16 protein-coding genes are annotated in these 22,888 nt (G+C 38.9%); 4 read left to right on the plus strand and 12 right to left on the minus strand.

The window, feature by feature from the left end:
* Positions 1-84 precede the first annotated feature (84 nt).
* From DW015_RS00880 to DW015_RS00910, 7 genes are all read right to left on the minus strand, one after another.
* On the minus strand, positions 85-3,210 hold the full coding sequence (locus DW015_RS00880; RefSeq protein ID WP_117903511.1) for a UvrD-helicase domain-containing protein: 3,126 nt from the start codon (positions 3,208-3,210) through the stop codon (positions 85-87).
* A 40-nt stretch (positions 3,211-3,250) separates the two neighbouring features.
* Positions 3,251-4,063, minus strand: a complete 813-nt coding sequence (locus DW015_RS00885) for a restriction endonuclease (protein WP_117903513.1) — start codon at positions 4,061-4,063, stop codon at positions 3,251-3,253.
* 12 nt (positions 4,064-4,075) lie between these two features.
* Entirely contained in the window at positions 4,076-5,269 is a 1,194-nt protein-coding gene (locus DW015_RS00890) for a cysteine desulfurase family protein (RefSeq protein WP_117903515.1), read from the minus strand.
* Entirely contained in the window at positions 5,266-5,646 is a 381-nt protein-coding gene (locus DW015_RS00895; protein ID WP_117903517.1) for a DndE family protein, read from the minus strand. Before DW015_RS00895 ends, DW015_RS00890 begins: the two co-directional genes overlap by 4 nt.
* Before the next feature lie 13 nt (positions 5,647-5,659).
* Positions 5,660-7,795 (minus strand): DNA sulfur modification protein DndD, encoded by a 2,136-nt coding sequence (gene dndD / locus DW015_RS00900; RefSeq protein ID WP_117903519.1) that lies wholly within the window; start codon positions 7,793-7,795, stop codon positions 5,660-5,662.
* Positions 7,767-9,167 (minus strand): DNA phosphorothioation system sulfurtransferase DndC, encoded by a 1,401-nt coding sequence (gene dndC, locus DW015_RS00905; protein WP_117903521.1) that lies wholly within the window; start codon positions 9,165-9,167, stop codon positions 7,767-7,769. Before dndC ends, dndD begins: the two co-directional genes overlap by 29 nt.
* A 348-nt stretch (positions 9,168-9,515) precedes the next feature.
* Positions 9,516-10,976: a hypothetical protein gene (locus DW015_RS00910; protein WP_117903523.1), complete on the minus strand. Its 1,461-nt coding sequence runs from the start codon at positions 10,974-10,976 to the stop codon at positions 9,516-9,518.
* Between the two features lie 210 nt (positions 10,977-11,186).
* Here DW015_RS00910 and DW015_RS00915 point away from each other — a divergent pair, with 210 nt between their 5' ends.
* Entirely contained in the window at positions 11,187-13,001 is a 1,815-nt protein-coding gene (locus DW015_RS00915; RefSeq protein WP_117903525.1) for a hypothetical protein, read from the plus strand.
* A 51-nt stretch (positions 13,002-13,052) separates the two neighbouring features.
* Positions 13,053-13,244: an excisionase gene (locus tag DW015_RS00920; protein ID WP_117903614.1), complete on the plus strand. Its 192-nt coding sequence runs from the start codon at positions 13,053-13,055 to the stop codon at positions 13,242-13,244.
* 78 nt (positions 13,245-13,322) lie between these two features.
* On the opposite strand, the gene DW015_RS00925 is transcribed toward DW015_RS00920, so the two are convergent.
* From DW015_RS00925 to greA, 3 genes are all read right to left on the minus strand, one after another.
* A complete protein-coding gene (locus DW015_RS00925) occupies positions 13,323-14,285 on the minus strand; it encodes an alpha/beta fold hydrolase (RefSeq protein WP_117903527.1) in 963 nt (320 codons plus the stop codon).
* Between the two features lie 101 nt (positions 14,286-14,386).
* Positions 14,387-15,958: a lysine--tRNA ligase gene (gene lysS, locus DW015_RS00930; protein ID WP_117903529.1), complete on the minus strand. Its 1,572-nt coding sequence runs from the start codon at positions 15,956-15,958 to the stop codon at positions 14,387-14,389.
* Positions 15,959-15,995: 37 nt separating this feature from the next.
* Complete coding sequence (greA, locus tag DW015_RS00935) at positions 15,996-16,472, minus strand: transcription elongation factor GreA (RefSeq protein WP_022287906.1); 477 nt, start codon at positions 16,470-16,472, stop codon at positions 15,996-15,998.
* A gap of 256 nt (positions 16,473-16,728) precedes the next feature.
* Between greA and DW015_RS00940 the strand changes: the two genes are divergently transcribed.
* Entirely contained in the window at positions 16,729-18,069 is a 1,341-nt protein-coding gene (locus DW015_RS00940; RefSeq protein ID WP_117903531.1) for a family 43 glycosylhydrolase, read from the plus strand.
* A gap of 11 nt (positions 18,070-18,080) precedes the next feature.
* A complete protein-coding gene (locus DW015_RS00945) occupies positions 18,081-19,865 on the plus strand; it encodes a glycoside hydrolase family 5 protein (protein WP_117903533.1) in 1,785 nt (594 codons plus the stop codon).
* A 63-nt stretch (positions 19,866-19,928) separates the two neighbouring features.
* Here DW015_RS00945 and DW015_RS00950 read toward each other — a convergent pair whose 3' ends face one another.
* Positions 19,929-21,902, minus strand: a complete 1,974-nt coding sequence (locus tag DW015_RS00950) for a CotH kinase family protein (RefSeq protein ID WP_181979809.1) — start codon at positions 21,900-21,902, stop codon at positions 19,929-19,931.
* A gap of 203 nt (positions 21,903-22,105) precedes the next feature.
* Positions 22,106-22,873 carry a type III pantothenate kinase gene (locus DW015_RS00955; RefSeq protein ID WP_022287902.1) on the minus strand — a complete coding sequence of 256 codons (768 nt, stop codon included), beginning with the start codon at positions 22,871-22,873 and terminating at the stop codon, positions 22,106-22,108.
* Positions 22,874-22,888: the final 15 nt, after the last annotated feature.

Genomic DNA, 22,888 nt, shown 5'->3' on the forward strand with positions numbered 1-22,888 from the left:
GCGCAATCCTTTATCTCATTCCAGTATGATTCACGTCTGATCTCATAAGGATTAGAGTATGTATATATTTTCAAGCCCATATTCTTACACCTCTCCGCTCATTTCCTCAAGTATTTTGCCCCAATTGTTTCCCTTGGCATCGATATTATTGAACCAAATGAAATTGTCAATAGCTCTTGTCATTGCGACATAGAGTATTCTTGATTCTTCCATCATCATTTCTCTTATTTCCGTTTTTGATTCATAAAAACTATTAGAGTATTGCTTACCATTAGCAAAAATGCTGTATCCTATTTCACCATTAATGTATGATACCTCAAGTCCATTTTTATGAGGTTTGTCGATTTCAGCATCTGTAGCAGGCATAATAACTGTGCCATATTCAAGACCTTTTGATTTATGGACAGTAAGACAGGTAACTCTTATATCATCAGTAGTAATGTCGATCTCTCTCGATTTTGCTTCTGTTCCTGTCATTATGTTGATGTGAAGAGATTCATTAATTGAATCAAGGGTAAGATAACTCTTCTTATTCATCTTGGACAATTCCTCAAAGATAAGTTCATAGTTTGTACGATAGTATTCCTGCATATACTCATCTGATGGAGCATAAGCTCTCCAAGGTTTCGTAGCTTCATATATCAGCCTGAGTGTTTTCAGTACCGGCTCTTTTTGGATATCACGAACAAGATCTTTCCATGTCTTACCCATAGCAGAATAATAAAATTTATCAAGGCAATCTATAAAGATATCTGTTTTCTCATCAGCAGTTTTACCGATTATAGAACGAATATCAAAAATAATATTCACATTCCTTGAGTGAATAAGATCAAAAAGATACGTAGGGTTATATGGATTGCAGAGTGCCGATGTCAGTCGACACAAATCCGTACTCGGTGCAAGTCTATAAAGATCACTGTTGTTGTCACTCTCTATAACAACTTCTCTTCTTTTAGCCTCTTTCAAAATTTCATTGATCTGATAGTTGCTTCTTGTTAGAATAGCTATGGTTCGTTTATTTTTCGAAAGTTCTTTTGTTCCCATTTCTATTTCAATTCGCTGCCGTTGTTGTTCAATAATGTTGAACAGCATATCATAGTATTTTGTTGAATTATTTTTGTCAGAATTGTTATATGAAATCGGAACAACAAGTAGATCTTCGCTAATGTTATTAGATTTGATACCTCTTAGAACATCAGTAGCTAGATCATATTTAAGCAGATCCATCCTGCTCATGTAGGAAAAAGTTTTAGCGAAACTGTCTAAGAGTCTTTTGTCACTTCTGTAATTAAGATTTAAAGTGAACGAAAGCCACCTCTCTTTATTGCATCCCATTTTTTCAAAAGCAGTCATAGTCGCACCACGAAAACGGTAAATGCTCTGTTTAAGATCACCTACAATGAAAAAATTGAATCCAAGTTTTTTTTGCATAGCAACAAATGATGCTATCTGTGCATCATCCGTATCTTGAAATTCATCTATAAACACATATTTGAATTCATAAAGATTGGTGTTAAATGCTTTATTATCTATGCACTTGTTGAGATGGATCATATATTCAGACAATGCCACTGCATTGTTGTCTATAAGAAACTTTGAGTACTCTTTTTCAGTCTCTACAACTACTTTTTCAATTATTCTATTTAGGTACGGCATATTATCTGGGGCATCTCCCCATGAAGTCATATCGAGAGTCTTTATGTCACAACCTTTTTCATAAAGCTTATTAGAAATATCAAGCATCAGCTTACGAAAATCCTCTATATTAACCGGAAGAACATTAAAGAATATAGGATTGTGTTTGTTTTCTCCTTCCAAATAAGCCGTAAAAAGACGATCGAATATTTTTTGTTTGTCATACTTTCCGATAACAGTAGTGAACTCTGTGCCAATGCCCAGTGTTATAGCAGTATTCGAAATAATTTCCTTAGCAAAGCTATGAATAGTAGAAATACGCATTTTCTCAATACTTGTCACCATTTCAAGGTACTGCGTATTATTGGTAAGTATAAAATAATTTACAAAAAGTTGTTTAAGCCTTGATTTCATATTGATGGCTGCATCATCAGTAAAAGTAAGCATTGCTATTTCAGCTGCAGGGTCAAATACACCGGAATTAGAAGCATGACTACAAAGAAAAGCTACTCTTGAAACCATAGAATAAGTTTTTCCTGTTCCGGCACCAGCTTTGACCTGAATATCTCGCCCAATTTCTGCATGTTCAATATGAAATTGATCAATGTTAAAGTTTGTAACAGCCACAATAGTCAAAAGAATATTTTCTTGCTCTTCCGAAAGTTTGCCATTATATGCTTGGAAAGAACTTGCAGCTATATCCTGGCTTATAAAGAAAGCTTCAAAATTAAATAAAGAAAGTCTATTGTTTTCAATCGTGAGAATGGTTTCTGTGTTGCCAGATGTGCTTATAGCAAGATTGCATTCTTTTAATATTATATGATTTTTGGTCAGAGCTTCTGATAATTGTTTTGCAATAACTTCAAGATCAGAAACACCTTGTGTGAATATTATCTGCTTGGTTCCTTTAAAATATGAAGTTATAATGTCATTTATATTGGTAAGAGTTAGCCCTTTAGAGAATACCGACAGACAAGAGTAAGGAATAATATTTTGAGAAGAAGGAGTCACAACATATGTAGGTTCAAAATGATGCCTTGCAGTATCATAGTTGTCACCAATCATTTTGTCAAAATTCAGCTGTTGCGAATCCTGATAAACACCAAGTATTTTACGCGAAAAGTTGTAGCTGTTTTCAATGTCTTCTTTGAAAAGAGTGTATTCCGGTTCTGAAACGACACTTAACCCAATTTTATTATAGTCGATTTCAGAGAGGAAAGGGTAACAGATCATATTCATGACCAGTGGATTTATACCATACTTTTCATTCATTATGTTTTTGAGTTTAAAAGCATACGATCTTGCCTGTTTCTTTGGAGAATCTTCTATGCTTCCATTAGACATAATTATTTCGTCAGGAGAAACGACTTCACTGATATGGCTTTTGTCCCACCCTTTAACTTCTATTATCATGAATCCAACATCTTTTATAAGTAGGCAGAAATCGAATTCTCTGCCTTTTACTTCTCTGTTATAGTAGCAGAGAATATCTTCTGGTAGATTATCCTTTATGCACTGCCAGACTTTCTTTTCTCCCTCATAGTTATCCGGCTGCTTGTCTTTCATTAAAGCCATAATAAAACCCCATTACATATAATTCTAATAATGTATAAACTTATTCAAAGTAATCTTCATTAAGCTTGTATACCGTATACGTTTTAATTTTTTCAAGACCTATACCATACGTGATCATAAGATCGGCTAACAGATCACCATTGATAAGTTTTAGACTTTTTTGTTGTTGATTTTCTGCATAAGTTATCGCTTCTTTTGTAAATGTTGATGTAGTGATGAATACTCCTTTCTGAACATCCTGCATAGCACCAACAAAAGATTGTAGTATCTGCCTGCCAATCGTATTCTTTGGATCATATCTCTTAGCTTGAATATATATTTTACTCAAGCCTAATCTATCTTCAAATATTACGCCGTCGATACCACCATCGTGTGATTTTCCAATTACTTTTCCCGCTTGATCATTTACGCCATATCCCATTTCAAGCAATAGATGTACAACAAGGCTTTCAAAAAAACTTGGGTGGCATGCAAGAATGCGGTCTTTTATCTGGGTTTTCAAGCCATTCTTATAAAAAAGATATGTTTGATCAATCTTTTCCTCTGGTAAAAGATTTTCTTCGGAATATATAATTTTCTTTGGATTGTTTTCGCTATTCGGTTCGTTAGGATCAATTGCCGCATATAGGTCGTGCTTTCCTTTTTTACCTGTAATCTTGAAATACTTAACAGGAGAGGCGCTTGGAAAATTCAAGCCTTCACAATGACAACGTATTTCCGAATTTACAACATTTACAGGATTTTTAGCTCCAAAATTGTATAATCCTTTTTCAATTATTTTTTCATAGGCTTCTTTGGATGTAAGACTTCCGTTTTCTTTTAGAACAATAACAACTGCATCAATAATCCTCAATCCGATCACATCCTATATATTCTTTATTAAAACTGAAATAAACTGGTCAATATCTTTTTTCATTGTGAACTTATTTAGAGATATTCTAAGTATCTTACCAGTCTGATCTTTAAGTCCTAAAGCGTTTATAACATGAGATGGCTCTCCAAGACTGCAGGCAGACCCTGTTGATATTGCGACTTCGTTACTAATACGCTTAATGAATCTTTCGTTATTAAAGTCTTTTTTCATAATTAAAATGCTGATGATTCCTTTTGCTCTGAACTCATCAGGAATAAAAATTTTGATATTATCACAACTCTTAAGTTTAGCGATAAGGTAATTATCCAGCTCACATGTATGATTGTAGTTTTTCTCCATATCACGCATAGCTATTTCAGCCGCTTTACCAAATCCTACAATATTGTGCACTGCAAGTGTGCCAGCACGTATTCCGCTCTCTTGCTCACCACCATGAAGAAGTGCTGTTATTGGAGGAAGTCCGTATTTATCAGATTTGATATATGCACAACCTATTCCTTTGGGGCCGTAGAATTTATGTGCAGACACGGACATGAAATCAACATCAAGATCTTTTACATTGACAGGAAATTTCCCCGCTGCCTGTGTAACATCAGCATGAAACAATACATTGTGACTATGCGCTACTTTGGCTAAATCAGCTATATTATTAATAGTACCGGTTTCGTTATTTACATAAATGAATGAAGCAATGGCTGTTCTGTCAGTAATAGCATCTTCAAACTTTTCTGTTGATATAATCCCATATTTATCGACTTCAACAAATGTAGCATTATAGCCCCTGTCAACTTTGTTGTTAGCAGCAAACAATGACATAGTAGCATCGTTGTTGGAATAAATTTCACCATTTAGATATTTACATACGTTTAAGGTAGCTTTATGTTCGGCGTTTGATGTTATAACATGATTTTTGCCTCCGCAATAATATTTGCTGTAGTCAAGAACTCCCTTAATAATCATATTCGTGCTTTCAGTGGATCCAGCAGTAAAGATTATCTCTTCGCTTTTTGCGCCTAATAAAGTTGCAACCTTAGAACGTGCTTCCTCAACTGCCTGCTTAGCGTTATTTGCCTTGCAGTAATACTTACTAGATGGATTTCCATATTCTTCTTTAAGATACGGAAGCATAGCATCCAGCACTTCTTCATCAATTGGAGATGTGGCTGCGCTATCCAGATATATCATACAGTATCACCAACCCCCAGAACATGAAGAATATACTTATCAACACTACCTGCATGATTGTACATATCAAGAAGCAACTTACTTCCGCGATCAATATGAGCTTTCACATATTTAGGAAAGAATTCATCTTCACCAAGAAATCTTCCCTCAATAAGCTCAAACATGGCTTTAAAGTACTCTTCATTATCACCTGTAATGGTCTGTCTGTTTAAATCCAATCCGTTTGAATCGGATTTAAAATCTTTTACGGATGTCTTTTCTGCGACAGACCATGCAATAGCATGTTTTACCAATGTATATGGCTTAAAATTGGTACGTCTTTCAAGTTCCTCAAATATTTCCTGAGTCTGCTTTGACGTTTTCAATCTAAATATCATTTTATACTCACCTTTAAAAGAAATAACCCTCAGTTACCGTTGTTTTGTTTTCGCTCTGATCGTTTTTAAGCAAATATTCTTTAGATATGTAAGGTTTTATTATAGTATAGTAATCCTTAGTAATCTCTTCATCAGTAGAAAGTATAACAACCTGACTACTGATGTTTGGGAAGAACTTTGATGAAATCTCCTCACGGTGATTAGCATCGATACGAGCATAAGGTGTATCGATGATGAACGGAATATGCTTTCCCGAAATCTGAATAATTGCCCAATAAAGAGCAAGAATGAAAATTTGTCTTTCTCCTTTTGAAAGTGTATTTAAGTCGACCCTTCTATAGAGCTCTATCTCTTCATTATTATTATCACAGGAGAGAATAGCATCTTTAAGACCCTCTGCTTCATTAACAGAGAAGTGTCTGCAAAGCTTTCTTACGCTTTCACTACCAATAATAGCCAAGAAGTCCTTAACACCAACATTGACTATAAGTGATCTTAGCTCATCCATAGTAAATTGCTGCGTTTGAAACAAATCAAACTTGAAATTTTCTGAGATCTCAATTATAGAAATAAGATTATCTTTACGATAGATTTGCTGAAGATTCTCTATTATCTTTTTAGACAGTTGTTTACGTATACTGATCATACTGTCGCTAATCAAGCGCTCCATCATCTGTGAAATACTTGTACTAAGATCCAACACATGTCTTTTCTGGGCGTTGTCGCGTATCTTTTCGCGCAACGAGTTAAGTTCAGAATTAAGCACCTGTAACTTTGATTCAAGTTCTATCTTTTCGTTTTTCTTTTGTAAAGATTCAAGCTCCAAACGTTCTATGTCCTGTTTAGAACGTTCTATCTCATCTGTATATTTTTTGGCATCTTCCTCAGACAAGGCATTTTTTAATCTTTTCCTGATAGACCTAACTCTCTTGTCCATTTTATCTTTATCATTTATCTTTTTTGTAAACTCTTTTGAATCAAATGACGTAACTGCATCAGCAAGATTTAATACCTGTCCCATTTCAGCCTTTGAAAAATCAAATATCATCTCATCAAAGGCTCCATTAGCCACTTCGAATTTTTTCACTATAGCTTCATAAAGAGCTTCAGAAATACCGTTGTCTTTTTTTGTTTTATCAGCAACGATATTGCTGATGAACTCTTTGGAAAGCATATTGATGATATACTCGTGAATTGAAGCCTTCTCCTCATACTTGATCTGTTGTTTTAACTGAGAAATCATGTCTTTCATAATGAAAAACGGCATCAAATCTTCAAAAAACGACTTTATTTCCTGCGCAATGACCTCTCGTTCTTTATCATATTTAAGTACATTTTTTTCAAGTATTTTAACTTCTTCCGGCGGTAGTCCTCCAGAACGAACAAACTCCGTTTCACGCTGCTCAATAATGGTCCGAAGAGTACTCATCTTCTGCATATTATCGTTAAGTATGGATTCGCACGCAGTTATTGCTTTTTCAGTTTCAGCAATCTTATCAACTAAGTTTTGATACTGATCATTAAGATCAATTTCTTCTTTGCTTTCTATTCTACCATTATAATTTCTGCAGAAATGCTGCAATATTTCAAAATCATCAATGCCGCACATTGTTAGCAAAGCATTTTTTACATACTTGTTATATCCATCAGAAGCAAATATAGTACCGACTTCTTCACCATCAAAAAGGAAAAACTCAAACAAATCAATTGGAATGATATTTAAAATATAGCTTTCGAATAGTATTCTATCAGTATATTCAAGAGGTTTGTTTCCTTCATAAACACTATAAGATTCTTCTATTTTAGAGTCAATAATATGCCAATTGCGATTAATTGTATAATATTTTATTTCTCTCTCTTTTTTTACCTTTACTTCTATAGAAATTCCTGATGTAAATGGTTGCGTTTGAAATGCTTTATCGTTTATAAATCCCCTGATTTTCTTGCTATAAAAAGTATTATTACCAGTATAACCAAAAGCTAAAGGACCATAAAGCGCAATTTTAATAGCTGTGAAGATAGATGTTTTTCCTGCACCGTTAAGACCACCTATCAGTATTATAGGCTGTTCTTTTTTTACGGTGAAGTCAAATACAGTTTTGCCCTCATAGGAGCTAAAATTAACAAGCACCAGTTTCGTTATCTGCATTTTCTATCTCCTTCAGTATATCAAAATGAAGCCACTGCTGATTCAAAAGTTTTTCAAGATCCTTACGCATTATTTTCGGATTTGAATAGTTTTTGTTTTGGTGGACTGATAATAAAAGATTCTTTACAAGTTCACTCGGGACATTATATTCTTCGCACATATTTTCAATACTGTCAACAATATCTGCCTTTATAAGTGCTTCTTTATAACTATCCCAAGGGAGTTTTTCACCTGTAAGATCATAGTATAGATCAACTAATACTCTGCGTGAAAGATCCAGCTCACGATCCCATATTTCATCTATTGCTCTAAGTTCATCGAGAGTAATTAGCTCATAATTGATAGCTTTCTGTGTTTCAATAAGTTTCGTAAGGATAAGTTTTCTTGCTTCCCAGGTAAATGGGCCATACCCTTTATTTCCATGCTTATCCGCATAAACAGTGCCATCCCTATGCTTTTTTTCTCGATATTTATCAACGTCTCTTATACTCATGAGCCATGTTCTAAACTCTGCTAACGGAATCAACTCGCGGTGTCCTGCTTTAATAAACCCATTGAGTGATTTGTCCTCTTTAACAACAGTGCAACACCAACAGCCAAATCTTGACTGACCACAACTCTGTGTTTGTCCTGAATTCGACATTCCTGCAAACGGACATTCGCCGCTATCAGCATCAGAATATAAGGCAACAAGTTCACTATTATCTGATCCCCACGGGGTTTTGCCACTATTGTGTTCAAGAAGAACTGTCCATACATCTTCAGTAGTCAGTTCAACTATCGGATTATAGACATATGCATTTGGGATAGTTTCATGTCTGTTAAGCATACGTGTTGTAAGTTCACGACCCTCAATACGCCGTTTTCTAGCAATACTTTCAGCTTTACGTACACCTAGAAGAACTATGACTTCCTTGTCTTCCTCAGCCATGATTGCTTTTATCTTATCAGCACTTGGTTTAATCTTAAGTCTGTCAGTACACCATCTGAATGTACCATTCATTCTTGGTGTAGGAAAGCCTTTACCAATAATATTCGTCCAGAATGTATTGTTGAATTTTGGAGTTACCATGCACGACTTAATAGGGAGCCTGTCTTTTGCAGCAGCTTCTCCGAGAAGGTTATTCATTTTGTTAAGATATATCTTAATCAAAGGATTTTCAATAAGTGTATCAGAGGATATTATGTAAACATTCTTGTGCCTATGCTGTGGAGCAAGTGACTTAAGCATTTCATAGACCAGTTCTACCACAGTAGTGGAATCTTTTCCTCCACTATATCCAATAATCCACGGTCGGTCATCTGACCGATAAACATATTTAATCTCATTTAATAGTTCCTCATAGGAAACTATATCAAAATAGCTACTCATTATATCTAATCAACCATTTCTACAAAATTGGGTACAAATATACTATTTTATTATACACTATTTCCCGCTTTTTGTCAATGAGCGTTAAAACAATTAAATATTTTACCAAATTTAACGCTGATTATGCTAAACAAGTATTCTTCAGGCTGTCTTCACTAAGCAAAAACCAATTTTCGGTGGAAATACTTACGAAAAAAACCACAATGGTAATGGTTGAACCCTTATCATTGTGGTTTTTAAACTTATTTTTTCATAGTAAATTTACAGTATATTTTATAATTTACATATATAGTATGTTAACTGCTTGCAATAAGATGTCCTTTGCTTATGGTAAAATCAAGAAAAACTCTATTTATTAGAGTCGAGCGATTTAGATTTCTTATTATGATCCCGTTTGTTACCGCAATTTGTTCTCTTAGAATCTCCCAACGATATAAGAAAAAATGTATCACATTTTTCGCATCGTTTATAAGTTTTATCTGCTTTGTAACAAAACGCCAGCGAGTAATATAAAGCTTCAAGAAGAGTGTTGAATTTGATTTTCAAACAATGAGTGTTAAGCGGGTCAAATTGTACAGTCACATTTTGGATATTGTAATTTATCTCTGTCTTGACAACATCTGTCGCTATCTTTATCAAAGCATCTCTCATATCTTCATTAATATTATCATAATTCGTTTTTTCTTCATCTTGGTGCTTTATTCCTTTCACGGAACAGCCTTCTATCAGTCCGACGCCTAGTGAATACGCCTGTATAAAAGAAGCTATTCTGAGATCTTTACGAGTTCTTATGAGATGTTTATTTTTATTTCTGTCATTATTAAAAATCAATGTGTTCTGGCAGAATAGCCAATTTTGGTTTGTCGGATCTTCGATCACGGTCTTTCCTGTAGAATTTCTGAGCATTTCATTAAATTCGTTTACAACTTTATTGCCATCAATTTTTTTATTCTTGAAGCCTGAATCTGTATCATCTTTAGTATCCTCAGAGTTTGAATTATCGTTAACTTTTTTTCCGAATGCCATATTCATATTATCCATCCATTGCTTAAAATCGGCATTTTCAGTATTTAGATCAAAAAACATATCATCGTCGCTATACACTTCTTTTAAACTCCAACTTCCATATTCTTCGGATGGAATATAAGCATTGATCAATAGGCGATAATAGTTATCTTCATAAGATCTATATGTAAAGTTTTTCATTTGTATCTCTATTGTGGGACACGTTAACAGCATTAACGTAAGGCCAAGAACTTTTTCAAATGTACTGCCCTTTGAACCTATGTGTTTTTCCTTTTGACCATCTGTTAACGCTGATTTTTTCAGTATGGATAATTCTGTGATCAGTTCGGCGACAGTCTTAAGTCGTTTTATGATCGAAACAACATCCTCATATTTTACATCTTCGCTGTCATATACAGGAAAAAGAAATCCATATCTGTTTATCAATCCGAATAAACTGTTTTTGTCTTCTTCTTTATATTCTAATTCTGCATTCAGAAATTTTTCAAGAATACTTTTGCTAGCAGCATGCTCTTTGGCACATACCAGACCATAGTCAGAAATTGTTCCTTTCTTATTAGGATACACAAATTGAAAATGTTTCTCTTCAGGTATCATATTCGATGATCCATCGTTGCCGGATTTCGGATCTAAAAGCATCATTTGTGTTCTGTTATTTGTTAGCAGACTTGAAAGCTCAATATAGTCGTTTTTAGACGCTTTGCATTGCGGATAATCAAACGATGCCTCTTCCAAAACCTTCAAATCAAAATTAAGTATTTTTTCACATTCTTTTTTTGTCATAGCATTTCCCTTCATAATATTGATTTTTATTTTCAGATTATATATATTTCTGATTTTTTACTGTCTTTAAATTTAATATTAGCACGATTTTCTTACGGAATATTATATAAAAAATACGGATAGTGTAAATATTGAAAAAAAGGCAATGGTTGCGTGATCCTTTCTGCTGTGATATAATACAGTAAACTAAAATTCGAAAGGATCTTACTTATGATAATAAGAAATTACCCCAAAGGCTACTCAGCAGGTCCGGACGGTATCTACTATCACGGCGAGCATTTTTCAAACGCTCTTATAGAAATAACCGATTACTACGAAGTAAAGTCATTGACGGCAGATGTCCCAGGTGACTGCTATGTAGAGGTCGCATTTAAGGTCGGCGAAAAAATCTACACGGCGGTAATTCCGTGCAGCGGTCTTGAAAAAGCTATGCGATTTATCCCTCGTAATGAGGTCAAATTTAATAAAAGAGAAAGCACCTGCAACGATTTTTTGTCGGGAACTATTAAAGGAGCTATTTTTGATGTGGAACACCGAATCAGATATTCTCTCGACCAGGGCTATAATTGCTTTCCCGCAGAGAAAGATTCCGATGCGCATTACGTTTTTCTGCTTGGCAACTGCATTATTGGCGATACGGAACGTATAGGCGTTGATATAGCCCCGCAGAACGAAGCCCTCGCAAAATTTAAACGCCCGCTGTCAACGCAAAATGCTGAATTTATGCCGTGGGTATCGGATTTTCTTGATTCAGATAATATACCCGGCGTATTGCTTATGGCGGCACTTACGCCATTCATAATGCCACTTATAGATGAATCGCAAAGAAGCAGATTTGAGTTCAACACTTACGTTTACGGCGATTCGGGTTCGGGAAAATCTGCGATAACCAAACTGCTTGTAGATTATTTTGAGGGCAGTCCCAACATTATAAATCTGCACAGCAATAAAAGCGAGATCGACAAGATATTCGAGTACAAGCATTGTTGCGTGGCAATTGACGACCTCTGCGGCACTGATTCCAACAGAGAAAGAGAGAATAACGAACAGAAACTTTCGGAAAATCTCAAACGTGTTCAAACTCCGGGGCAGATAGTCCGTGACGGCAAGAGGATCAAAAATGAAAGTATGCTTTTTGTGACGGGTGAATATCTGCTTAAAAGTTCAAGTACGCTGAATCGCTGTCTTGTAGTGAATCTTAAAGATCCGATACCACCGAAGGAGATCAACAAGCTTTGCCAAAATAAAGATCAGTATCTTGAAATGGTGCGGTGCTTTATCGAGTGGGTCTGCAAAAACTATGACAGACTCAGCAAAAATCTAAACAGCAGGCTTAGCGATGTAAAAAATCACAAAAGCAAGGCTGCGAGATATTCGGGCTTTAACCGAAACTATGCTATAAAGTCCTTACTGTTTTGCACCTGCGATATATTTTGTGAGTTTATCAGAAGCGTTTCGAACGATGATATGACAATGATCACAAGGCGCCGTTCTATCGAAAACTCTATCGAAGCACAGATAGATGACACATTGCGTCACCTTGAAAACCGCAGCAGCGAATATGCATCCTCTCGAAACATAGTCGAGAAAGCCGCCGCCGCTATTTTAAATTCGAAAAACGTCTATGACGATATTAAAGTTTTTCGTAACGCAATATGTTTTGACGAAGGTCCTCGTTATTACGATGATCAGCTTGAGGGAAGCTTTATCATTAGCGGAGAGGAACTGAAAAAAATTTTTTCGTCAAGGCTTTCTGCAAAGTCCATAGGTGAAGCCCTTGCAGACGAGAACATGCTTATTCTGTCAAAAGACGGAAGCAGAACATACCCTATCAGAAAGCAGGGCAAGTCGAAAGACAAATGGACGAAAAAGTTTTATCATATAAACGCCGATGCGCTAAAAGAGTATGCCCCTTGTTCCGATGAAACGGAAGATAAAAAGCCTAAAAAGCCTAAAAAGCGTGAACCGGGCATGTTCCCGCTACCAAAACAGTATGGAGTCTGGAACAAACGGAAAAAGCAATGATTTAACTTATACATTATTTTCAAGATACCAAGGAGGTAAACAATTATGGATATGGTCAGAGAAAGGGAACTGAACGTTCCTATATTTCAAAAGCAAAACCTCACTATCGAGGAAGCCGCCGTTTATTCAAACATCGGTCAGCACAAGCTGAGAGAACTCACGGCGGACGAACGCTGTCCGTTCGTTTTGTGGGTGGGCAACAAAAGGCTTATAAAGCGCAGGCAGTTTGACGAAAGCACATAAAACCGCCCTTTGAGAAAGGGATTTCTCCTCTCTCAAAGGGCAGGTTGGCAAACTGGAAGTTTACTTTCCATATTTTTATTATTTAGTAAGATTCAATAATTCTTGAACCTTTTCTCGATATTCTTGGTTGTAATCTAACCATATTTCTGTATGTTCACTATCAGTTACCGTCCAAATCATTTTAATTTCTTCATTTTGTATTGAATCATATATTTCTTGTCCCATAAACTGTGGGGTTAATGTATCTGCTTCACTGTTTATTACCAAAACCGGAATTTCAATATCTGCAATTTTGTCACATACATTTGCATCATCATAACTAAATCCCAATTTCATTTTGTTGATAATGTTGCCACAGAATGTCATGTAAGATATAGGCAATCCAATATCCATCTTTCTCATTTCTTCTTCTACCATCCATTTCATATCACTAACCGGGCAGTCTAGAATCAGAAAATCCACTTTGTTTTCAACATCCTTATCTCCCATTGCTAATCCTGCAGTTGCTCCACCAAACGATGTACCCCATATTCCTATCACTTGCTCCGGTGCATAGCTATAGACATAATCAATGTAATCAATCAAATCATATTTTTCCCAGTATCCAAATGTAGTATATTGAGCTGTATTTTCGTTGCTACTTCTCTGGTCATAAGTCAATACATTATATCCTTTCTGCAAAAACATTTCTGCTAAAGGATAATTGGTATAACGATTTCCACCAAGACCATGCACTAAAATAACTGTTGGATTATTCTTATCTCCTTCTTCACCAAGAGCATATATGTAATCTGCCGGTATCATATGTTCATCAAAAGTTGAAGTGATTTCAACTTTTTCTATAGTATATGTACTGCAGAAAACATCATAATCCATATTATATCTTTCCCAAAAACTATCTTTCACTTTTGAAGTATCTTCACAAGTAACCAATTGAGTAGACCCCATGAAAACTTGCGTCCCTATAAAATAGGACATTCCCACAAACAAAAGTAAAATAATTATAACTATTATCAACAATATTTTTGTCCATTTCTTCATCGTTTTCTCCTAAAAATTCCGATTTGTATTTCCATTCATTTTAGAAAATGGGCAATCCCGATCAGAATTGCCCATTACTTCAATAAATTATACTATTAGCTTTATTCCAACGTCTTCATTGTAGGGAACAACAGCACATCTCTAATAGCCGGTGAGTTAGTCAGCAGCATAACAAGTCTGTCTATGCCGTAACCAATACCGCCTGTAGGTGGCATGCCTATCTCCAAAGCCCTCAGGAAGTCCTCGTCTGTGTGGTTTGCTTCCTCGTCACCCTGCTTCAATGCCTCTTCCTGTGCCGCAAATCTCTCACGCTGATCTATCGGATCGTTCAGCTCTGAGTATGCGTTGCACATCTCTCTGCCTGTGATGAAAAGCTCAAATCTTTCTACATAATCAGGATTCTCAGGCTTCTTCTTTGTAAGTGGAGAAATCTCGATAGGGTGATCCATTATGAATGTAGGCTGAATAAGATGCTCCTCAACATATTCCTCAAAGAACAGGTTGAGTATGTCGCCCCTCTTGTGCCTTGCCTCATATTCAATGTGATGCTCGTCTGCAAGTGCCTTTGCCTCTTCTGTTGTGGCTACCTGTGAGAAATCAACTCCCGAATACTTCTTAACAGCGTCGATCATTGTCATTCTCTCAAACGGCTTGCCAAGGTCTATCATTACGTCACCGTATGGTACGCAAGTTGTGCCGCATACCTCCTGAGCAACGTGCCTGAACATATTCTCCGTCAGATCCATCATGCCATAGTAATCTGTGTATGCCTGATAAAGCTCCATAAGAGTGAACTCAGGATTGTGTCTTGCGTCAACACCCTCGTTTCTGAATACTCTGCCGATCTCGTATACTCTCTCAAGTCCGCCGACAATAAGTCTTTTCAGATAAAGCTCAAGAGAAATTCTAAGCTTAACGTCCTCGTCAAGTGCGTTGTAGTGTGTTTCAAATGGTCTTGCGGCAGCTCCGCCTGCGTTAGATACCAGCATTGGAGTTTCAACTTCCATGAAGCCCTGTCCGTCAAGATATCTTCTGATAGATGAAATTATCTGTGACCTCTTTATAAATGTGTCCTTTACCTCAGGATTGCATATAAGGTCTGTGTATCTCTGTCTGTATCTAGTGTCCTGATCCTTCAGACCATGCCACTTCTCAGGCAAAGGCAGAAGCGACTTTGAAAGCAGTACGAACTTCTGAGCGTGAATTGATATCTCGCCCATTTTTGTTCTGAATACAAAGCCCTCAATACCAACGATATCACCGATATCGCCCTTCTTGTAATCGTCAAATTCTTCCTTGCCGATCTCGTTCATTCTCAGATAGACCTGAACCTTGTCGCTCTTATCTCTCAGGTCGAAAAAGCTTGCCTTGCCCATAAGACGTCTTGACATTACTCTGCCTGCAACGCTTACTGTTATGCGGTTTGCCTCGAGAAGCTCCTTGAGCTTTTCTTCGTCTTCGCCTGCCTGCTCCTTAAGCTCAGCCTCAAGCTTTTCATACTGTGCTTTAGCCTCGGCACAGCTTGCCGTAACGTCATACTTTGTTATCTCAAATGGATTCTTGCCCTTGGATTTCAGTTCCTCCAGCTTGTCCATTCTTATCTTCTTTAAGCTGTTTATGTCCTCCTGAGTAAGCTCTTCCTCAGGAGCGTTTGTGCGGTTTTCCTCGCTCATTTATATTTTCCTTTCCGTGTGTTTTGTAAGTGGTCTGTTACTTTGAAATGTCGATGACCTCGAATTTCAGCAGACCGGCAGGTGTCTCAGCCTCGAAAATGTCGCCTACCTTGTGCTTGAGTGCAGCCTTGCCTATAGGTGACTCGTCAGAGATCTTGCCGTTGTCAGGGTCAGACTCAGTTGAACCTACTATCTGAAGATCCTCGATCTCGTCAAGCTCGATATCCTTTATCTTGATGATAGAGCCTACACCTATCTCGTTTACAGAAATATCATCGTCCTCAACGACAGTTGCGTTTGAAATGAGAAGCTCTAACTCATTGATCTTTGATTCAAGGATAGCCTGCTCGTTCTTAGCCTCGTCGTACTCAGCATTCTCGGAAAGGTCTCCGAAAGAACGTGCTTCTTTAAGCTTCTGAGCAACTTCACGTCTTTTTACTGTAATAAGGTATTCAAGTTCCTCCTGCAATTTAGCATAACCTGCTTTTGAAACAGTCTTAGAAATAGCTGCCATAATTAAACACTCCTATATCAATATAATTTTATACGGGTACTATCAACTTAATATTATACACGATTTGCCCTCTTTTGTCAAGGTCGGAAGCCGTCGCAAACGGGCTTTTTTGCACCTTTGGACAGCCTGCACGATTTTACATTTTGCACAAATTTTCACCTCTGACAGCGTGTTAGGATATTGAAAATAATAATAGTATGATCTATAATTATCTTATGATAAAACAAGTTATGAAAAAACATAGGAGGAAATTTTCATGCCAAACCCTATTTTGCCTGCGTGGGAGTATATCCCTGACGGCGAGCCGAGAGTTTTCGGCGACAGAGTTTATCTTTACGGCTCACATGACAGAGCTGCTCAAAGCGATTTTTGCGACTATAAACTGAAAGTCTGGTCTGCGCCCCTTGACGACCTTAACAATTGGGTCTGCCACGGACACAGCTTCCATACCCGTGATGACCGTGACCATAAGTCCGATACCGAGGGAATGGCCGACCGCAAGCTGTTCGCTCCGGACGTTATAGAAAAGGACGGCAGGTATTATCTCTATGCCTATATAGTCGGCTCAAAGGGCGTTGTTGGCGTGTCCGATAAGCCCGAAGGCCCTTTCAAGCTCCTTTCTCAGTATAAATATGACCCTGAGGACGCAGGCGATGACGGCATTTATAATGATGCAGGCGTGCTTGTTGATGACGACGGAAGCGTGTATATTTATTACGGCTTCACAGAATCCAACTTCAACGAGATAGACCCTGCTGATATGTATACTATTAAAAAGGGAAGCTACAAAAGAGCGGTCATTGACGACAGCGACAATGCACCGCAGGAACAGCGCTTCTTCGAGGCAAGCTCCCCGAGGAAAATCGGAGATACATACTATCTTATATATTCCCCGTGCGTTGGAAGCAGGCTTGCCTATGCCACATCAGACAAGCCGCAAGGTCCGTTCAAATATCGTGGATATATAATAGACAACGGCGTTGATTTCCCAGGTGGAAATGACCACGGCTCAGTGTGCGATATAAACGGTCAGTGGTATATTTTCTATCACAGAATGACAAACAACACCATAATGTCAAGACGTGCCTGCGTCGAGAAAATAGAGATCCTCCCTGACGGAACGATACCGACAGTGGAAATGACCTCGCTTGGCTTTGAAGACAGCCTTGACCCTTTCAAACCTTATCCTGCGGATATAGCCTGCGTGCTGAAAGGCGGTTGTTTTATCACCGAAAAGGACATCTTCACAAGAAGTATCGTGAACATCACCCATGGCAACGTTATGGGCTATAAGTATTTTGATTTTGGCGAGGACTTTTCCTCAAAGACCATGAAGATAGCCCTGAAAGTCAGGGGAATGGGAACTGTTGCAAAGGTGGCGGTCTATGCTGATGACTATGAGAACAGCGAGCCTGTAGGCTATGTTGATATTGGCACAGGCGACGGAGTTTATACAGGAGTAATCAAGTCCCTTACTGGCAGACATTCTATCTATTTTGTGCCTACAGCTTTTTCAGATGAGCTTGCCGATTGGATAGCAGGTTATTTCAAAAACAAGCCGCTTTTTGAACTTGAAGAATTTGTATTTATGAAATAGGAGGGAATAATATGAGAACTATCAAAGCTATCTCGCTTCTTATCGCGGCGGTCATGGGCTGTACTGCACTGCTTGCAGGCTGTGGAAAGGGAAGCGACAGCTCATCAAAGGCAGAGAAGGGTGCAAAGACCTCTGATGACGGAAGCATAAACAAAGACCTTACTGCAACCGAGCTTGCAAGACTTCTGGGCAACGGCACAAACCTCGGCAACACAATGGAGGCATACGGTCATAAAAGCTATTCTGCCGACACCGACCCTGAAAGCTTTGAAACTCTCTGGGGTCAGCCTGTCACAACGGAAGAAATGATAAAGGGCATGAAAGCAAGCGGTTTTGACTCTCTCCGTGTGCCTGTGGCATGGACAAACGCAATGGAGTATGAAAAAGGCGATTACACCATAAATGAAGCCTATCTCGACAGAGTGGAGAAGATAATAAACTACGCTTTGGATAATGATATGTATGTTATCATAAACGACCACTGGGACGGAAGCTGGTGGGGAATGTTCGGTTCTTCCGAGCAGAGCGACGTTAACAAGGCGTTTGAAATGTATAAGTCCATGTGGACGCAGATAGCGAACAGATATAAAAAATACTCCGACAGACTTATATTTGAGGGTGCAAACGAAGAGCTTGGTGACAGACTCAATGACACAGACGTGTGCAAAAACTCAGGCTCGCTTTCAAAAGCCGAGTGCTATGAAATGGCCAACAAGATAAATCAGACCTTTGTTGACACTGTTCGTGCAACAGGCGGAAACAACGAACAGCGTTTTCTTCTTATCGCAGGCTACAATACCGATATAACAATGACCTGCTCAGACAAGTTCCAGATGCCAACAGACACCGCAAAGGATAAGCTTCTGCTTTCTGTTCATTACTATACTCCATGGGATTATTGCGGAACAAAGGGTCGCTCAGACTGGGGAACAAAGTCAGACTATGAGGAGCAGAACAGACTTTTCAAGAACATGACAAAGTATTCCGAGCAGGGCTACGGCATAATAATAGGCGAATATGCAGTGCTTACAAACGGCGGTGACGTAAAGAAAGGCACTGACAAGTTTATTAACAACCTTCTCGATAACTGCGACGCCTACGGCTTTGCACCATTCCTTTGGGATTGCAGTGATTTCTTCTCCCGTTCAGAGCTTAAAATGCGTGATGAAACTGTGGCAAAGATATTTGATGAAAGACGCCGTGATAACCAGTCTTCGATGACAGTGGAGGAGGAAAGAGCCGCTGCTGTAAAGAAGCTTGATGAAACTCTTGCAGCCGCACCTGAAAAGCTAACAGATGATACCGCACCGCAGGCTGACGAGAACACAGCGGTGGCATGGATAATGTATCAGAGTGCAGATTTTTCCGTATGCTACAGCGTTGGTGACGAGTATGACCCGGCTTCAAAGAGCGACGGAGTTATCGCAGAAAACGCAGTTATAGACGGTGAGGGAACTTACACAGTAAGCCTTGATATGACATCAAACAACGCCAACGGCATTGCATTCTCGGCTCTGGGTATCGCAAACGGTGAAAAGCTTTATCCGGGCTATATCGCAACTATTGACGAGATAAAGATAAACGGTGAAGCTGTTGAAACCACAGCGGAGGGCTACACCACATCTGACGACCAGCTTTGCACAAGAGTGAACCTTGTAAATCAGTGGGTATCCACACCGCCTGAGGACGCAAGGATAGCAGGCGGTGACCTTTCAAAAGCTTCTCCAACAATACTTGACTATGCAGGAAAGATAAACACCCTCGAAATAACATTCACATACGCTCCTGCGGCATAAACTAAGCAATATAAAAACGGCAGTTCAGCATCAAGCTGTTCTGCCGTTTTGGTTTGTGAAATATCAGAACTGCGAATTAGTCCAGTCCACAATACTTTGGATAGACTTATCACGCTTGTTAATGAACGCTCTTATGCAGTCTGAAGAAGCATATCCTCCATGAAGCGCTTCTTCAGCCGAGCCTGTTTCCGGGTATCTTGCAAAGAACTGCTCATAAAGAGGGGAATATATGCTCTCAAATTCTGCGAGCCTTTCAAGCGCCTTTTCTTTTTCAAACGTACCCTCAGACATCTTTAAAAGCCTGTCATTGAAATCGTTCCTGAAATCTTCGTTTGACATAAGATAAGCAAAACTCAGAACCGCAGGATTTTTCGTGTCCGTGTCAAGCAGTCCCTTTGGCTTGTAGTTATCCTCTTTCATGGTGTTCGTCCATGCGTCGCCCTCGCCGCTCACTCCACCAAACTCAACGTCATAGAACATGAAACGCCATTTGCCGTCTGCATATTCGTTGGAACTGTCTGTGTTCTGTACCTTCCACATTGACCAGTTTTTGCCCGGCCAATCCCACTTGTTGTTTATCCAGACCTCTGCAAGGAAATAATCTCTCACGCTGTCCGTGTCAACAAGCTTTGAGAACTCCTCATAATCTGCCTGTGCGGATAAGTCTTTGTGAGAAGCGAAGAAATCTGTAAGCTCCTTGAAGAAATATCCCTCGTCTTTTTCTCCCTCCGGAAGCTTGCCCTCGTCAAGCTTGTAGCCGCTCTGATAGGTTTCTGCGTCGCCTTTGTAGACCACCACATCGTCTTTGTTCACACTGTAGTGGCTTTCAAAATAATTGTCGGAATAGTCTTCCTCCAGCACATAAAGTCCCCAGTATTCGCCATTCAGATAAACAACGCATGGACGTGAAGCCTTTGTTGAGCCGTCAAGCTCTGTCATAAGACTCTGCCAATAGGTGTCATTGAATTTTGCTGTAAAAGCGCAATTTCCACCTGCACGGAGAGTTAGCGTCTTAAAGCTGTCGATAGTTTCATCAGATGCGTTTTTCAGCCCCTCAAAGACCTCATAGTTAAACTTCTTTTCACCATATTTCTTTCTGGCGTAAAGCCTGAATCCCTTTTGCAAGTCGGAGCGTGAATAGTTTCCCTGTATCCTTATGCCGCAATCCTGTGACAAAGCGTTCGTCACATTTCCCTCGGCTGAAATCTCGTTAAGCTCGATGTGACAGTCACGTTCCCATTCCTTGCCACGCTGTTTGTAGTTTGCGTCAAGCTGTCTTGCAGTTTCGTTTTCTATGCTTTCTCCGCTGGCTTTATAGTCCTCCAGTGCTTTGTTGAAAATATCTCCCTTGACGTAAATGCCGATCTTGCTGTCGAAAAGGTCAGCGTAGTCCATTGTGATGTTCATTACCGCAAGGTCATGCCCAGCCGCTTCACAGCTTTCTTTAAGTCCTTTTATATGCTCCTCTGCACTTCCTATGTAAAAGCTGCCTGAGAAGCTTTTTGAAACGCTTCCGTCGCTTTTTTCGCTTGACGCTCTTATGACAGTGCATTTGTCCACCGCATTGTCAGAAGGTGCTTTTTTGTTGCACCAGAAATCCCCCTCGCCAAAGCTGAACTCATTGAAATTTCCTGATATCATTTCTGTCGGCACGGCTGAAACCACATTAGGGTCATTGCTCCTGTCTTTTATCTCTATAGGGGCAGTGTATTCTTCTCTCGTGGCAGAGGTCCTAGGGTCTGTGCCGTCAGTAGTGTAGTATATCTTCTCACCCTCGTTTGCGGTAAGCTCAAGGCTGAAACCGCTGTCATAAAAGCCGCTTTCCTGCGAAAAGCCTATCACGCTGTCATTGAGGTCAAACTCAGGCTTGTCTGTTTCAGGCTCGGTGGTGGTATTATCATAGTCTGAAATACTGCTGTCCGCTTTGTCGGAGCTTTCAGCCGCTTTTGATGAAGCCTGTGAACCGTCCACACCCTTTGAACAGCCTGACAGCATAAGCACTGCGGCCATAAGGCATAATATTTTTCTTGCGTTCATATATTTCCTGCTTTCTGTTTTATGTAAACGTTTTACTTTGCACATATGATTGTACCATAACAAAGCTGTGAAAGCAATAGAAACGCATGATTTTTGGCATTTGCAACTGTTTAAAGCCTGTTTGTTTGTCTATTATGGATATAAAAAGCGACATGAAAAAGCGTCGGATAAACTACCCGACGCTTTGTGTATTGTATTTTAAATTATTGTTTGTTTTTATTGTAGATTATCATAAGCCCTTTGAGCAGAAGCTCATCGTCAATGACGATGTCACGCTTGCAGTAAGGAACTATTATCTTTGCCACACCGCCTGTGGAAACCACAGTGCATTTCTCACCAAGCTCGTTTTCTATCCTCTCGATAACGCCGTCAATGCTTGCGGCGTTGCTGTGGATTATACCGCTCTTCATACAGTCGATAGTATTAGTGCCTATGACCTTTTTAGGCGGTACAAGGCTGATGAAAGGAAGCTGTGAAGCTTTGCCCGAAAGCGAGTCGAGGGAAGTTCTGAGTCCCGGTATTATCATTCCGCCTATGAAATTCTTTTCCTTGTCTATTACTGATATGGTAGTAGCAGTGCCCATATCTATCATTATGATAGGCACAGGGTAGAGGTTTATCGCCGCAACTGCGTCTGCAACTCTGTCGCTTCCAAGCTGTGCAGGATTGTCGAGATTTATCTTAAGTCCCGTCTTTATTCCGGGCCCTACCACCATGATGCGCTTTTTGATAAGCCTCTCCATTGCCTCTTTCATCGTGAGGGTAACAGACGGCACGACCGATGAGATTATGCCGCCCCTGAAATCTGACATATCTATAGAATGTATCTCAAGAATGTTCTTGAGCATTATGGCATATTCAAGTGCCGTGGACTGCTGATTTGTAGAAAGTCTTTCAACAAAAAGTATCCTGTCGCTTTCAAAACAGCCCATTACTATGTTAGTGTTTCCTATATCGACCGCTAAAACCATTTGTATGTTATCCTT

The sequence above is a fragment of the Ruminococcus sp. AF37-20 genome (assembly GCF_003460465.1).
Lineage (GTDB): Bacteria > Bacillota > Clostridia > Oscillospirales > Ruminococcaceae > Hominimerdicola > Hominimerdicola aceti.